14 protein-coding genes are annotated in these 15,178 nt (G+C 42.3%); 8 read left to right on the forward strand and 6 right to left on the reverse strand.

Features of this window, described 5'->3' with window-relative positions:
- Positions 1-115 precede the first annotated feature (115 nt).
- The gene (gene ychF / locus HPK16_RS08270; protein ID WP_181676508.1) at positions 116-1,219 is read left to right on the forward strand and encodes a redox-regulated ATPase YchF; all 1,104 of its coding nucleotides are present in this window, start codon (positions 116-118) and stop codon (positions 1,217-1,219) included.
- Positions 1,220-1,270: 51 nt separating this feature from the next.
- Here ychF and HPK16_RS08275 read toward each other — a convergent pair whose 3' ends face one another.
- The 5 genes from HPK16_RS08275 to HPK16_RS08295 all read right to left on the reverse strand — a co-directional run bounded on the left by HPK16_RS08275 (position 1,271) and on the right by HPK16_RS08295 (position 6,682).
- Complete coding sequence (locus HPK16_RS08275; protein WP_181676509.1) at positions 1,271-2,437, reverse strand: MFS transporter; 1,167 nt, start codon at positions 2,435-2,437, stop codon at positions 1,271-1,273.
- Between the two features lie 54 nt (positions 2,438-2,491).
- Entirely contained in the window at positions 2,492-2,974 is a 483-nt protein-coding gene (locus HPK16_RS08280) for a PTS sugar transporter subunit IIA (RefSeq protein ID WP_181676510.1), read from the reverse strand.
- Positions 2,975-2,998: 24 nt separating this feature from the next.
- Positions 2,999-3,499, reverse strand: coding sequence for a hypothetical protein (locus tag HPK16_RS08285; RefSeq protein WP_181676511.1), 501 nt, complete (start codon positions 3,497-3,499; stop codon positions 2,999-3,001).
- A 279-nt stretch (positions 3,500-3,778) separates the two neighbouring features.
- Positions 3,779-5,104 carry a 6-phospho-alpha-glucosidase gene (locus tag HPK16_RS08290; RefSeq protein WP_181676512.1) on the reverse strand — a complete coding sequence of 442 codons (1,326 nt, stop codon included), beginning with the start codon at positions 5,102-5,104 and terminating at the stop codon, positions 3,779-3,781.
- 18 nt (positions 5,105-5,122) lie between these two features.
- Positions 5,123-6,682, reverse strand: coding sequence for an alpha-glucoside-specific PTS transporter subunit IIBC (locus HPK16_RS08295; protein ID WP_181676513.1), 1,560 nt, complete (start codon positions 6,680-6,682; stop codon positions 5,123-5,125).
- A gap of 225 nt (positions 6,683-6,907) precedes the next feature.
- On the opposite strand from HPK16_RS08295, the gene HPK16_RS08300 reads away from it, so the two are divergent.
- Positions 6,908-7,675 (forward strand): MurR/RpiR family transcriptional regulator, encoded by a 768-nt coding sequence (locus HPK16_RS08300; protein ID WP_181676514.1) that lies wholly within the window; start codon positions 6,908-6,910, stop codon positions 7,673-7,675.
- Between the two features lie 41 nt (positions 7,676-7,716).
- Here the strand turns inward: HPK16_RS08300 and gshAB are convergent, their stop codons facing one another.
- On the reverse strand, positions 7,717-10,044 hold the full coding sequence (gene gshAB / locus HPK16_RS08305; RefSeq protein WP_181676515.1) for a bifunctional glutamate--cysteine ligase GshA/glutathione synthetase GshB: 2,328 nt from the start codon (positions 10,042-10,044) through the stop codon (positions 7,717-7,719).
- 198 nt (positions 10,045-10,242) lie between these two features.
- On the opposite strand from gshAB, the gene HPK16_RS08310 reads away from it, so the two are divergent.
- The 6 genes from HPK16_RS08310 (at position 10,243) to HPK16_RS08335 (ending at position 15,133) form a co-directional block, all read left to right on the forward strand.
- A complete protein-coding gene (locus HPK16_RS08310) occupies positions 10,243-10,629 on the forward strand; it encodes a GntR family transcriptional regulator (protein ID WP_181676516.1) in 387 nt (128 codons plus the stop codon).
- The gene (locus HPK16_RS08315; protein ID WP_181676517.1) at positions 10,626-11,513 is read left to right on the forward strand and encodes an ATP-binding cassette domain-containing protein; all 888 of its coding nucleotides are present in this window, start codon (positions 10,626-10,628) and stop codon (positions 11,511-11,513) included. The genes HPK16_RS08310 and HPK16_RS08315 overlap by 4 nt, the downstream gene beginning before the upstream one ends.
- Before the next feature lie 13 nt (positions 11,514-11,526).
- A complete protein-coding gene (locus tag HPK16_RS08320; protein WP_181676518.1) occupies positions 11,527-12,612 on the forward strand; it encodes a hypothetical protein in 1,086 nt (361 codons plus the stop codon).
- Positions 12,613-12,622: 10 nt separating this feature from the next.
- Positions 12,623-13,720: a hypothetical protein gene (locus tag HPK16_RS08325; RefSeq protein WP_181676519.1), complete on the forward strand. Its 1,098-nt coding sequence runs from the start codon at positions 12,623-12,625 to the stop codon at positions 13,718-13,720.
- Between the two features lie 77 nt (positions 13,721-13,797).
- Positions 13,798-14,457: a DUF1129 family protein gene (locus HPK16_RS08330; protein WP_181676520.1), complete on the forward strand. Its 660-nt coding sequence runs from the start codon at positions 13,798-13,800 to the stop codon at positions 14,455-14,457.
- A 61-nt stretch (positions 14,458-14,518) separates the two neighbouring features.
- A complete protein-coding gene (locus HPK16_RS08335) occupies positions 14,519-15,133 on the forward strand; it encodes an NUDIX hydrolase (protein WP_181676521.1) in 615 nt (204 codons plus the stop codon).
- The last annotated feature ends 45 nt before the right edge of the window (positions 15,134-15,178 follow it).

A 15,178-nucleotide genomic window follows, 5' to 3' on the forward strand; every position in this document is an offset into this window, starting at 1 on the left:
TGACGTATGGCAAATTCTTGTGTCTTTTTAGTCGGAAAACCTTTATAATGGAGACATGAGTGTATTATAAAATGAGGAAAGCGACTGTGCTTTTCGATCAAAGGAGTTCATTTAAATGGCATTAACAGCTGGTATTGTTGGTCTTCCGAACGTTGGGAAATCGACACTTTTTAACGCAATTACGAAATCAAAAGTGGAAGCGGCAAACTATCCTTTCGCGACGATTGAACCGAATATGGGAATTGTTGAGGTTCCTGATGCGCGTCTGAATAAATTGACGGAGCTTGTGAAACCGAAGAAAACAGTACCTACAACATTCGAATTTACGGATATTGCAGGGATTGTGAAGGGCGCGAGTAAGGGTGAGGGGCTTGGTAACCAGTTCTTATCTCACATTCGCCAAGTGGACGCGATTTGTCACGTAACGCGTTGTTTTGAAGATGAAAACATTACGCACGTGGAAGGCCGTATTGACCCGCTTGATGATATCGCGGTAATTAATCTGGAGCTTATTTTGGCGGATTTAGAGACGGTTGATAAGCGTATTAGCCGTGTTGAGAAGCTAGCAACGAAACAAAAAGATAAAGATGCAATCGCGGAATATAACGTTCTTTTGAAGTTGAAAGAGGCTTTGGAGAATGATAAACCTGCACGTTCGATTGAGTTTAATGAAGATGAGGATAAAATTGTTCGTGGATTGTTCTTATTAACTCGCAAACCGGTATTATACGTAGCGAACGTTGCTGAGGATGAAGTTGGCGATCCAGATAACAATAAATACGTGCAACAAGTACGTGAATTGGCTGCTGGTGAGGGTTCTGAGGTTATCGTTATCTGTGCGCGTGCGGAGGAAGAAATCGCTGAGTTGGATGATGAAGATAAAGCGGAATTCTTGGAAGCACTTGGAATTGAAGAGTCTGGCCTGGATCAATTGATTCGTGCGGCGTATACGCTACTTGGCTTGTCTACTTACTTTACGGCAGGTGTGCAAGAAGTTCGCGCTTGGACATTCCGCAATGGCATGAAGGCTCCGGCCTGTGCTGGCGTTATTCACACCGATTTCGAACGTGGTTTTATCCGTGCCGAAGTGGTTTCGTATGATGATTTGTTAGAGCATGGTTCTGAACAAGCTGCAAAAGTGGCTGGAAGACTACGCTCGGAAGGTAAAGAGTACGTGATGAAGGATGGAGACGTCGTTCATTTCCTATTCAACGTATAAACAAAAACCGGATTCACTGGTCAGCGTCATAGACTAGTGAATCCGGTTTTTTTATGTGTGAATGATGACCCGTTTTTTCAAGAAGATGACGCATACGAAGGCGATGACGGGAAGTAGCGCTAATAATAGTAAAGTCAGATTTACGTTCAAGTATTTTATGAGCGATCCAGCAACAATCGGCACGAGTAACGAGGATAGCCCGGTAAAGATGCTTAGCGCAAATAATTGGCTGGTCGACTGCATTCGTTCTGTCGTCATGTGGAAAATTAGCTGTTTCGATGCAATCATGATGATCGGCGTGGTTAAGAATTGCAATCCACTCAACAAAATAATGACCCAGACGTTCTCTGTGAGTGAAAAACCAATAAATTGCGTTGTAAGAGCTACGGCACAAATCATCAACAAGGTAAAATTACTATATTTGCGCAAAAAAGTAGCTCCGAATAAATAGGCTGGTATCTCAAGCAACGATTGAATCGACCATTTATAACCGATTTGTAAGTCGGAGGCACCGAGTTGCAACATTTTATCGACCACGGTGATGTTGTTCGCAATGATGACGCTGTAAAGTAAAAATAAGATAAAGACTAACAAACGATAGTCCCTATTAAAAATAATTTCCTTGAAATCGGATAGCGTTACTTTTGCGCTATGTTGGGCAGATTTACCGACGTCTTTCAAAAAGAAAATGAGTATTAAACTAAACATGGATAATATAAAAATCCCAAAACTAAGCCCTGTATAACCAGCTTTTGCGATTAAAAAGGACAATAAAATACTACCGCAAGCCCAGCCGATAGAGCCGAAAGCTTTGATAAATGGGAAGTTATTTCGTAGGTAAGGGCTACTTTTCAAAATCCAGGTGTCGCTTAGTCCAGTACAAGTATTAATGAGGCCACCACTGATTGCTAGCAATAATAGATGCAGGAAAAAGAGCTTGGATTCCGTTAGATAAAACAGGCAGGTAGTTAGTAAATAGATGATCATCAGCACGACAATAAATTGCTTAATCGTTTGGTATTTATCCGCGAAAAACCCGATGAACATCTGTAAAAAAATCGTAATTAAGGCATAGGAAGACAATAAAATACCGCGTTCCATTTCATCATAGCCAATCTTTGATAAAAACGGAGTAAATTGCGTTAAACCAAAGGAAAAAGCCATATACATGCATACATAAAGCCAGCTAAAAAGTCTTCGTTCTCTTTCTTGATTCACAGAGAAAATCTCCATTCCGGTTAAGTTATCGATTCAATATGGGACTGGCAAATCTCATTTACAAGTCAGTACAGCAGTTTCTCCACCGACAACCATTTCATTGAGAGCCATTGGTACAAGCGTTACGGCATTGTTTGACATCACTATCAAAGGTGTGGTCAACTGCAAATGGTGCCCCGCCATTAGGGCAAGGTCAATTTCCAACAACTCTGCGCCTGCTTTCACTTTTTGACCGTTTTCGACGAGCACATTGAATCCTTTTCCAGCCAATGTCACCGTATCAAGGCCTACATGGATTAAAATCTCCATTCCTGATGAGAGCGTCAGGCCGATTGCGTGCTTAGTGTCGGCGATGAACGTTACTTGTCCATCCGCTGGTGCCACAATTTTACTATCAGTCAGGTCAAAAGCGATACCGTCACCCATCATTTTAGTGGAAAAAACTTCATCCGGAACTTCCTCTAATGAAATGCATTTTCCGGTGACAGGAGAGAGCAGAATAGTCGTTTTTTGTTTCTTTTTTTTGAATGAAAACATCTTTATTCCTTCTTTCTATGTAATTTATAAGCTAAATCGGATAATACATACGAATAGTGAGATGAAAAGCGTATATCCGCTGAATAGAAGCATCCATTTTTGCGGTGCTTGTTTTAGTCCATTCCAGCTAATTCGGAATACAGTCATGCCGTATTCTTTTTTTGCGAACCATAGTAATAACCAGCCGCAAATCAAGTTCATCGTGAGCAATTCTGTGACTATTAGGGCTAATAAAGCGATTTTAATGAGATCTTGACTTTGTGTATTAGCAAGTGATTTTTTCATATTCCTAACAATAAAGGCACAAAAGAAGAAGCTCAAAAATAAGATGAAGTAGAGAGCGTAAACGGGATTTAGGCGTACAGGTTCCATCATATCAGCGCCCGTTTTCCAAGATACAAAGCCTAATAAGCTCAGGAATAGCAACGGAAAAATGATGAAAAGGAGTTCTGTGACGTACAAAATTTTTGTTGAGGTAATCTGTATTTTTAAGGTTTGGAATTTGGATAGAACGATGGTTTTCATTTGTAGCACTTCCTTTCGTGATAGTAACATCCAGCTGTCGGGTCTGGGACATAACCCAGATAAATCGGCGACAAGCGCTCGCATTCAGGGAATTTGGCGGACTTCCGGTTCTCACATACACCAGTATGCTCCGCTTCCAGCTTCCACCAAAATCCCTGAATACAAACGCTTTCGCTCGATTTGTGTAAAGCGAAATTTTTCGTCCTACCCGAAGTAAAGGGAAGGGCGTTTTTGCTTTATCTCGCGTTTTGTCCCAGACTAGACGGGATGCTTATTCTTTTATTTTAGTTCAGGCCAGAATTCTTTATTTACCTCGATGAAGTCGTCCAAAATATCTTTGGCTACTTTCGCGCTTGGAACGGTTTTGCTCATTGTTAGGGATTGCCAAACTTTTTGATATGAGCCTTCAATCCAGCCTTCGATCGCTAATTTTTCGGAGGCAATTTGCTGTTCCATTAAGCCTTTTTGGAAAGTTGGGATTTTGCCCATTGTCAGTGGTTCGTAGCCGTTTTTGCCTACGATACATGGGACTTCAACCATCGCGTCATCGCTGAAATTGCTGATTGCGCCGTTGTTTTCTGTGATGAGTAGCATTCTTTCTTTAGTGTTGAAAGTGAGTGCTTTGGCTAGGTCGACGATGAATGATGCGTGTTCGTTAGAGTGCAGTGTTGTGCCTTTCGCGGTTCTTGCCTCGACGATTCGAGCGCATTCTGCAAATACTTCTTTTTCACGACCATCGATAATTTCGTTTGCGCGTGTATATTCTTTGTTAGCATGTGCCACTGTTTCATCGGCCATCAAATAATATTTTAAATAGGTATTGGAAAGGAATTTAGGCTCGATATCAAGCAATTCTTTCCCAGCGCGCATGGCGTCTAACCAGCTTGCCTCTTTATGTTGACCAGCTGGCGTGTTCTCTGTGTAGCCTTGTTTGCCAACGTGAGCTTTAATTTTTTCCATGAGGTCGTTGCCGTCGTGGTCTTTAATACTTGTCCACCAACCAAAGTGATTTAGGCCGAAATAACGGACTTCCATCGCTTTTCTGTTTTGCAGCCCGATTGCCCGAGCCATAATATCTTCCAAACAGATTGGCATATCGCAAATGTTGATGATTTTAGAGTTCGGTCTTAAACGGCGAGTTCCTTCTGCAACAATGGCAGCGGGATTCGAGTAGTTTAGCAGCCAAGCGTCGGGAGAATATTTCTCCATATAGTCGACTAGTCCGATAATTGGGCCGATAGAGCGCAGGCCGTATGCGATTCCGCCAGGTCCGCATGTTTCTTGTCCTACGACGCCGTGCTTGAATGGTATTTTCTCATCTTGTTCGCGCATGGCGTATTTCCCAACGCGTAGTTGTGCCATGACAAAGTCTACATCTGTGAAGGATTCTTCGGGATCTGTAGAATAAGAAAACTCGATTTCTGGATCGTATTCTTTCACGATGATAGCGCAGGCTTCGGCTACTTTTTGTTGGCGTTCTGCATCGTTATCATATAATTTAATTTTGCGTACTGGGAATTCCTTGACTGATTCTAGAAGCATAACTACGATTCCTGCAGTATAAGTACTTCCTCCACCGGCGATTAAAACAGAACTTTTTTTCATTTTTAAAAACTCCTCTTCTTATAATAATTTTTCGAATTCATCTCGTAAGGATGGGACGGATAGGCCTACAATAATTTGAATAGCGCCTCCGTTTTTGACTAAACCTTGGGCTCCGACTTGTCTAAATACGGCATCGGAGGCGACAAGATCGGGATCTTTAACGGTCAGTCGGAGTCTTGTAGCGCAGTTTGTCACGTCTACAATGTTGTCTTTTCCTCCAAGGTATTCGAGAAAGTGCGCTGCTTTATCCGCGTTAGCATTGCCTTTCCCAGATTTCTTCTCTTTGTAGTCGGACTTACTGTACAGCTTCATTTCATCGCTTTCGTCTTCTCTACCTGGCGTTTTCAGATCCATTTTTTTGATGAGGAAACTGAAAATGAAGTACCAGATGAAGATGAACACGACACCGATGGCAATTTGCGTCAGGTAGGTAGGCCAGTGGTATTTCCAAAGCGGTAACCAGTTGATGGCGAACCAATTAATGAGACCACCGCCGAAATCACCAACGACGCCAAATGCATAGGCGACTGTAGAAATGGTTGCGGCAAGTAGGGCATGAATGACGAATAAAATTGGTGCAAAAAATAGGAATGTGAACTCTAGTGGCTCTGTAATTCCCGCGAAAACGGCTGTTGCAGCGACGGGGATCATCAAACCTAGTACGGCTTTGCGTTTTTCTGGTTTAGCGGTTTTATAGAAGGCTAGTGTAATTCCGATGGAGCCGAATACTTTCGACATGCCGGATAGTGCGAAACCGCCTGCAGGGTACATCTCTTTTAGCGTGTGTTCGGTTGTTTGGAATTCTCCTAAATGTGTTGCCCAGTAAGCGGCCATACCACCTGGAACGACGGCATTATCGTAGGCAAAAGGAGAATAAATGAAGTGATGTAAACCGGTCGGGATTAGAATTTTTTCCAAGAAGGAATATATCCAAACGCCGAATACACCGGATGAGATAAAGAATTTTTGCATATCTAACATGACTGATTGGAAGTGCGGCCAGATGAAGGCGAATAGAAATGCAACCGGTAACATAACTAGGAATCCTAAAATAACGATAAAGGATGTGCCGCGGAAAACGCCGAGTACTTCGGGTAATTCTTTGTCGAAATAGCGATTGTGAAGATAAACGACAATCCCGGAAATAATAAGTGCACCAACCATACCTGTATCTAGTGTTTTGATGCCGGCGATGTTAGCAAGACCACTGGTACCGCCCACTTCTTGTGTCATATCTACACCGAAAAATGAACTCCATGTTGTGAGTATAGCTGATAGGAAATAGTTGAATGTGACGTAGGTAACCAAAGCTTCTAAACAAGCGCGCCCACTTTGTGATTTTGCGAGGCCGATTGGTAAACCGATGACGAATAGTAGGGGAATTTGTCTGAATACCGCCCAAGCTCCCTCAGCGATGACATTCCACATTTTAAACCATAAGCCATTTGGATTTGCAAGACCTCCCATGATATCAGGATTCATAAACAAGATTGAGAAACCAACCACGATACCTGCAAAAGAAAACAGAAGGGCTGGGGCTAGCATCGCGCCTCCAAAACGTTGAATCTTTTTCATCATATCTTTTGAAAACCTCCTTTTTATTTTTTAAGACGTCTATGTGCTTTATTCTAGCGACTAGTCTGACGCTTTACAATCCCTTTAGGCGTTTTATCTCCTAGTTACAAGAACAGGAATATTTCACAAAAACTGTGATATTTCACAATCGGGTCGCATGGTTAAGTTTTTAGTGATACAATATGTATGAAAACGCTGACATAATTGATGGAGTGGGGAATGAGTGTAATGAGATTAGAGGAACTAGTGAATAAAAATTATGAATTGCTGAACCAAAATGATTTGCATATTTGGAAGTATATTCAGGCACATAAAAAAGCTTGTAGCAGTATGAGTATTAACGAAATGGCTAAGCTGTGCAACGTTTCTCGTACAACGATTCTTCGCTTTGCAAAGAAGCTTTCTTTAGAGGGTTATAGTGAGTTAAAGGTGCATTTGAAATGGGATTTAGAGTACAGCATTAACATGGCAGATGAAGTAACAGAGGTAATTAGCGGGGGTTATATTGATGTCATTAATGAAATAACGAAAAAAGATTTCCAGCCAATTTGCAGATTAATTTATGGGGCTGGTCGTGTCTTTGTATTTGGTTCAGGAGATTTTCAGATGGCTGCGGCAAAGCACTTGAAGCGTCTATTTTTGCATGGTGGGGATTGCTTATACGATGTGGATTCGATTACGATTAATAAGGAATTTTTTAAGATCGTGAAACCGAATGATTTAGTGATTTTAATCTCGCTAAATGGGGAGTCTGAGGCGATTGTTTCGACGGCTATGGAGTTGAAATTAATGGGCGTACCAGTGATCTCGATTTCAAAAATGAAAAATAGTACGCTAGCGAGACTGAGTGCGGAGAATATTTATATCTCAACGTCAGAAATTCATTTTGACAACCAGAGTACACATTCATTTGAAGCTACCGCGGCACTGTATATAGTCGCCGAATTGTTGTTTGTTAAATATAATTTATATAAAAATCAATTGAGACAAGGATAGAAAAATGCCCCATATCGATTGGGATATGAGGCATGCATATATTATATTGTTTCTTTAAATAGAAAATCTAAAATGATATCGCCAATCCGCCGATTCTCTCCTTGGTAGGGGAACGAGTGGATTTGTATTGCTGGGTTGAAGTTGAGCTCAATCACAGCATAGGGGCCGTTTGCGATTGTTTCACGTGAAACAATGATATCAACACCGCAAAGGTTGGCGTCAACGGCTTTGGCGCATTTGATCGCTAACTCTTGATAGTACGGGTGAATCAGGTCAGTAACGTCAATGCTGTCACCGCCAGTACTTATATTGGAGTTTTCGCGTAGATACACGATTTGGCCTTCATCGGGAACGTCCGACATGCTAAATCCTTGCATCGAGAGCATGAGCGTTTCTTCTGGCCCTTTTTGGATTATTTCTAAAGGCTTGAGATGATCGGTGCCGCGCAATGGATCTAGATTCTTTTCATCGATGAGTTCGGCAATAGTACGAATACCGTCGCCAGTGATATTGGCTGGGACGCGTTTTAGGATACCCGCGATTTTACCGTCGATAACTAGGAAGCGGTATTCATCACCAGGAATATAGGTCTCGATGATGACGGATGAATCGTAGCTAAAAGCGATTTTTAGGGCTTCTTCGTAGTTTTCTTGGGTGAATCCGTCTTTGAAAATGCTAATTCCGATGCCAAAATTGGTTGACTTCGGCTTGATGACGATTGGTTTATCAGCGAATAGTTCGAAGCTCGCACGCGCAATCTCAATGTCTGAAAAATTCTGACCTTGTGGGACTTCAATGTTATGTTCGGCTAGAATTTGTTTCGTGACGACTTTATTTTCCATGATGAGAGCGCTAATGTAGCTGTCGCGTGCGGTTTTTGTTGCTTGTTTAATATATTCGACTTGATTTCTTTTTTCGAGACGAATGAAGTTTTCTTCGCGATCTAGGAGTTCAATGGATAATCCTTTTGTTACCGCGGACTTCAAAACGATTTGGGTTGAGAGTTCCATATCTTCGTAACCTATGAGCTTGTATGCGTTCTGCAAGCTTTTTTGTAGGTAGGTTTTTGCTTTTTCAAGGTTGAAGGATACGAATGATTCGGATGTTGTTGTGATTTGTGACGCGATCGTTTTCTCTGGATGTTTACTTATTTCGCGCTGTGCTTCAATGATACTTTGGAAATCGGTTGTATCGGTTAGTTTTGCGACGTGCTCCATTTCGGTTAGGAGTTTTTCAACTGCTTGGTCGAATGGGATTTCTGTGCCGTTAACGTATATATCTGGCTTAGTTAAGCCGTTGCTAGCGATTCGCTCTTCGTTTTGGTCGGATTGTTCTTGCTGTATTTTGTCAAAAGCGGTACTTTCGGTTAACAGTCCTGTAACTAGGAGTAGCTGGATAAAATGCAGCGTTTCTTTCGTGATGCCGTTTGGGTCGAATGGGTTTAGGTCCAACGAGCGGATCTCGATGTATTCGACACCGGCTTTGGCAAGGCCTGCGAGTGATTGATCGGTATGGGCGTTTTTCAACCGAATGGGGTTGTAGAGTTCACGCATACTGTCGATTTTACCTTGATTAATCCACGACTCGATGCTTGAGATATAACCATCAAAGCTGTCGTAGTCGACGTGGAGGGAGCATTTGTTTTTATACCCGGCGTGACTGTTGCGTAGAGAGATACCGTTGTTAAGCGCAAGGTCAGATGTTTCACGTGAAACTTCGTTGTCGGGAGTTTTATTCAGAAAATTTGGCAGATAAACAGGGCTTGCTCCTGTAAGATAGAGTAGGAACCAGCGATTTTGCATGAAATATTTGGCGACTTTGAGGTAAATCTGGTTTTTGAAGTCTTGTAGAGTTTTTTCGCCGCCCATGCTTGTGTGTAGTCGTTCTAAAAAATCATCGGAGAACGAGAAATTATAGTGAATACCTGAGAAAAGTTGAATTTTCTTGCCGTATTCGCGGGCTAGATGCTCACGGTAGAGTCTGCTCGCTGAATTCGGGTCTTGATAAACAGCTATTGGGATATCTTGTTCTGCTGGAAGGATTGGCGGGTTGCTACTTGGCCATAAATATTCGTCACGAATCCGGTCTGATACGATATTTTGCAGGTTTTCCATAGATGTATATACTTCGTCCACAGAGCCGCTGACGGGTGTAATCATCTCGATTTGACTTTCTGAAAAATCGGTTTTGATATAGGGGTTTTCTTCTTTTAGGCCAAATATGGCGGGGTGTGGTGTAAGTGATAAATTTCCGTTTTCATCTACTCGCACATTTTCTTTTTCAAGTCCAAAGTTTCCATTAAATAGCCTCTTTTTCAAATCGGCGTGTTGTTCTAGTATTGGAAACAGATTGTCATTTTTATATAACACGATTTCACCTTCTTGTAGTCCATTTTGTTCAATAGGTTTATCTTACAATAATTATGGTCAATAGTATAGAAAATGGTTTTAGATTACCAACATTTCGTGATGAAACATACAAGAAATATTTTTGAAACATTTGTAATAAAACTCTTTACTTTTTGGAGTGTACTAGTTATAATGGGACACATGAGGAGAGTGATGGGGATGTATATGTTAGATTCTCAAAGCCATGTTCCGATTTATGAGCAAATTGTAGCCTTAATTAAAGGTTACTGTATCAGCGGAGTCTTACAGCCAGGCGAAAAATTGATGAGCGTTCGTGAAATGTCGACGCATATTTTAGTAAATCCAAATACGGTGGGTAAGGCATACAAGGAGTTAGAGCGACTGGGGATTATAGAGACCAAGCTTGGAAAAGGCTCGTATGTAGCGTATGCTAGTGATAATAGGCCGAACGAAGAGGCGCTTGCTTTATTTAGACGGAATTTAGAGGAATTAGTTTTGGAAGCGAATTATTTACGGATTGAGGAACAGGAGCTTCAAAATTTTGTGAAGCAACATTATAGAAGTTTGGAGGGGGAGAATAGATGATTATCGACGGTGTCACGAAGCGTATTGAGGGAAATTTGGTGTTAGAGGACATCTCCTTTGAACTGAAATCGGGTGAGATTACTGCGCTGATTGGACGGAACGGCGTTGGGAAGACGACGCTGTTCTCGATTATCGCGGGGATGTATTTGGCGGATGCAGGGCACGTAGCTATTGATGGCTATGACTTACGCAAGAATCCAGCGCTGAAGAAGAATATTTTCTTTTTAGAAGATAATATGAACTATTTTAATTCGTATAGTGTGAAAGCAGTTGTGAAAATTTATAAAAATGTCTATGCCACCTTTGATGAGGCGTTTTTTGATACGTTAATGGAACGCTTTGAATTGCCGAAAAAAGCGAAGGTCATGTCTTTTTCGAAGGGGCGCAAGGCGTTATTTTTCATGATTTTGGCTTTTTCTTTGGATGTGCGTTATTTGTTGCTGGATGAGCCGATGGATGGGCTCGATGTGATTGTGAAGAAGCAGTTGTTGCAGTTCATTTTGGAGACGGTTGCTGATCGGAAAACGAGTGTGTTGATTGCCTCGCATCGCTTGGATGAGCTGGAGCGGGTGGCGGATCGGGTGTTGGTTTTGAAGGGGACGACGCTAGAGCTGGATTATTATTTGGAGTCGTTGCGTGATACGGCGTTGAAGCTTCAAGTGGCTTTTAAATCGAAGCATGTGCCGGTGTTTGTGAAGGAAGAATCAGAGCTTTTGCAGCGGAATGGGCGGATTTATACCTTATTGGTGACTGAAAATACGGATGATTTCGTTAGTAAGATCAAGATGGAGGAACCGATTCTATATCAGGAAATGGCGATTACAATTGAGGACGTTTTTACAATTCGATTGGCGGATGATAAGGTCGATTACTACGAGATGTGAGGGGTGAGGAGCATTGTTTAATAAGCACATATGGTTGAAGGAGTGGCGCGGTGTACGGTGGATTGCGGTCATTTTGATGTTGTTGTTTCTTTATGCGCAAACTGGTGGACTTTACTCGGATGCGGATACTTGGCAAGAGAGATCTGATTATTATCAGTCGAATGGTTTTCAAAAAGAACAAGAGGCGGCTGGAGATGCAAAAATGTCTCCTGATGATGTGAAAACAACGCTAACGTTTAGTTATTTGACGACGGGGTTTCCGGGTGATATATTTTCAACACAGTACACGATGTCTCAATCTTACTTTGCGCTAAGTATTTTGGTTGTTATTTTAGGGCTGGCGATGGTTGGCTGGGAACGTTACACGAGGAAGGATCACTTCGCGTTGGCGGCACCGTTCAAGCGTAGTAGTATGATTGGAACGAAACTATTGCTTGGTTTTCTTGTGATTACTGTCGCTTACGGGGTTAGTTTATGGTTGGGATTGATGCGGTTATTTGATGTGATTCCAAGCGAATTTATAGATTTAGATATGCAAAAGGTATACTTAGGACTGCTTGGTAATTTGGGAGCTTTTTTATTGCTCTTTGTGGTAACTATTTTTGTTGGAACAATTATGGGAGAACTATTGTCGACTGTTATTGCACTGCTTATTATCACGATTATGCCGCGGTATGTTTATGTGGTTTGGTGGACTTTCATGCAACTATTGCATCCAGATATTAGTGCCGATAAATTTTCTAATTGGACGTCCTACACGAATGTATTTCTTATTTTTGGAAATAGTGAGTTTGAGTATGGGCCGTTTATTTGGCAGATGATTTTGCTTGTTTTGTTTGGAGTTGGTTCGGTATTTTTCTATAAGCGATATTCGATTGAGAATAATGGAAAGGTTTTGGCGTTCTCGTATTTGCGAATTCCAAGTGCGATTTTAGTATCGTTCGGTGGGGCGATTTTGATTACTAATTTTTGGATTGGTGGAGGGGCAGCGGAGGGTCCAACGCTAACAAGTTTGTTCATTATAAGTATCGGATCGTTTATTGGGTGTTTGGTTATATGCTATATGGTACTTTATAGGAATGCGTGGGTTCGGAGATAGGAGGGTTTTTATGTGGCAAAAGGGACTGTGGTACAAGGAATGGCGGGGAATCAGGTGGGTTGTTCCACTTGTTTTTCTCGTGTTTTTGTTAGCTTTTTTTGTTGGTTTGGTGAATGAGTCGGATGCTTGGAATAAGAGTCAGGCTCATTATAAGTCGGAGGATTTTCAGGTGGAGCAGGAGCTTGATCCGGATTTTGCGATGACGAAACAGGAGATTCGGGATGATTTGACGGTGCGCTACTTGGCGTATGAGACGAAGTTGTCGAACAAAGTGGATCAGTATACATATTTTTTCTTTAGTTTTACGGTGAGTGTACCGTTTACATTGACGCTTGTGCTGGCCGTGATTCTGGGGATATGTTCGGTGATTTTGGAGCGATATACGCGCGGGAATCATTTCACAGCGGTGATGCCTTATTCTAAGAAAGCGATTCTTGGCGTGAAGGTGCTGCTTGGTTTTGCGGTCATCACGGTGAGTTATTTTGTAAGTTTGGGGTTGGGTGTGTGGTACTTTATGTCCCGAGTTCCAGCAGAGTTCGTTGATTTTCACCACCAAAAATTAATTATGGACGTGCTGGGGAGTTGGTTGGCATATTTATTGTTATTCTTGCTACCGATTGTTGTGGGTTATGTGATTGGTTCTCCGCTTGGTGGTATTCTTGCGACGGCGGGATTGGTGTTGTTGCCGGGTACTATTTTGGCGTTTGTTAGGCATATCGAGACGTTCATACAAAAAGGTGCCTCGGGTGATTTGTCGTATTGGAGCGATTTTTGTCGGATTTTGGAGCCGTTGGGATTCATTCGGCCAGCTTATGGACCGCTCATTTTGCAAGTGGGATTATTGGTTGGAGCACTGGTTTTTGCGAGTGTTGTCGCAGAGCGCGAGTCACTTGAGACGAATGGGAGATTATTTGTTTTCCCAAAAATGCGGGCATGGGGAATTGGGATTGCAGCGATATTGATTGGGATGTTCGTGGCGAATATGGTTCAGGATTTTGTGAAACTGTCTGGAACGGCTGGTTTCGTTGGGTTTTTGGCGATATTTGGTGTGAGCATGATGGCTTCTGTGATTGTGGGAATTCGATTTACTTATGGGAAACGTTTGTAATTTTTCATAAATATATTTCTACTGGGAAGTATATTGGGTTATAATAGAGGTAGTATGTTTGAGGGAGGATTTTATCGGTGACAACAGAAGCAGAAACAGTGAAGCCTGAGATTGGCGAGATGAAGGCGAATTTGACGAAGCGTAACTTGCAATATGTTCAGGAAGTGGAGAAGCATCTTCGCGAAACGGGGCAATATGGTGAGGAGCAGCAAGCGAATTTGATTTATGAAATGGCGGAAAAGGTGCTTGAGAATCAAAAACAAGGTGTGACGGCTCGGAAATTATTCGACGTGACGCCTACGGAATATGTGAAAGCGTTGACTGTGAAAGCAGCGCCAACTGGTGAAGTAGCTGGGAAATGGTGGATTGCGCTGGATGGCGGATTGCTCGTACTTGGAGCGATGATGTTGATCAGTGGTGTGAGCGCGATTTTCCAAGGGCAAACACTTGGATTGGCTGTGCTATTCGTGACATTCCTTGTCGGTGGTGGTGCGATGATGGTACTGCGGAAATATGCGGGTGCTATGCGTCAAGGTGAAAAAGGTGGAACGTGGAAGTATCTCGCGATTGCGATGGTTGTTATTCTTGTGTGGATGACGATTATGACGGTTGTGCAGGTGGTTGTTCCGGCGAAATGGAATATTGCGTTAGATCCATACCCGACTGTGATTGTTGGTGTAGCGCTATTGGCATTACGTTTCTACTTGAAGAGAAAGAAAAATATACCGAATTTATAAATGATAATGATGCTGTTTCTTAATTAGGAACAGCATCTTTTGTATAGAAAGGATGATTATAATGGTAGAAAAACTGAAGATATTTAATTTGGAGCATCAGCAAATTGGGACGGCGAGTCGGGATGATGTGCATCATAAGGGGCTGTGGCACGAGACGTTTCATTGTTGGTTTGTGTCGGAGGACTTGACGAGGATTTTTATTCAATTCCGAAGTGAGCAGAAAAAGGATTTTGCGGGACTATATGATATTACGGCGGCGGGGCATTTGACGGAGGACGAGACGGTTTTGGATGGGGTTCGTGAGGTGAAGGAGGAGCTTGGTGTCGATGTGGCTTTTGATGAGCTGGTATCGCTTGGTGTGATTGCCACGAGCTATGTTTCGCCGGGATTTGTGGATCGGGAGTTTTGCCATGTGTTTTTGTATAAGTTTGCGGGGAATTTGGCGGATTTCAGGTTACAGGAGGAAGAGGTTGGCGGCATGGTGACGGCGGATTTGCAGGAGTTTCGGTCATTTTTCAAAGGGGAATCGGATGGGCTTCGTGTGGAGGGATTTAAGTTGCGCGATGCAGGAGTTGAGATTGTGAATGAGGTGTTGGGGACGCGCCAGTTTACGTTGGAGGAAAATGATTATTATGGAAAGTTAGTGCGTGCGATGGAGCTGCGGAATATTTTGTAATTATGTTTCGGATGTAAGGTTTAAGGATATAGTCAAATAGACTGG

Source organism: Paenilisteria rustica (assembly GCF_013820765.1).
GTDB lineage: Bacteria > Bacillota > Bacilli > Lactobacillales > Listeriaceae > Listeria_A > Listeria_A rustica.

Excerpts from the sequence above, each read along its gene's own strand:
- HPK16_RS08310 (WP_181676516.1), top strand. The coding sequence starts at position 10,243 with ATGTATATGTTAGATTCTCAAAGCCATGTTCCGATTTATGAGCAAATT.
- HPK16_RS08285 (WP_181676511.1), bottom strand. The coding sequence starts at position 3,499 with ATGAAAACCATCGTTCTATCCAAATTCCAAACCTTAAAAATACAGATT.
- HPK16_RS08325 (WP_181676519.1), top strand. The coding sequence starts at position 12,623 with ATGTGGCAAAAGGGACTGTGGTACAAGGAATGGCGGGGAATCAGGTGG.
- HPK16_RS08290 (WP_181676512.1), bottom strand. The coding sequence starts at position 5,104 with ATGAAAAAAAGTTCTGTTTTAATCGCCGGTGGAGGAAGTACTTATACT.
- HPK16_RS08335 (WP_181676521.1), top strand. The coding sequence starts at position 14,519 with ATGGTAGAAAAACTGAAGATATTTAATTTGGAGCATCAGCAAATTGGG.
- HPK16_RS08300 (WP_181676514.1), top strand. The coding sequence starts at position 6,908 with ATGAGATTAGAGGAACTAGTGAATAAAAATTATGAATTGCTGAACCAA.
- HPK16_RS08280 (WP_181676510.1), bottom strand. The coding sequence starts at position 2,974 with ATGTTTTCATTCAAAAAAAAGAAACAAAAAACGACTATTCTGCTCTCT.
- HPK16_RS08315 (WP_181676517.1), top strand. The coding sequence starts at position 10,626 with ATGATTATCGACGGTGTCACGAAGCGTATTGAGGGAAATTTGGTGTTA.
- HPK16_RS08295 (WP_181676513.1), bottom strand. The coding sequence starts at position 6,682 with ATGATGAAAAAGATTCAACGTTTTGGAGGCGCGATGCTAGCCCCAGCC.
- ychF (WP_181676508.1), top strand. The coding sequence starts at position 116 with ATGGCATTAACAGCTGGTATTGTTGGTCTTCCGAACGTTGGGAAATCG.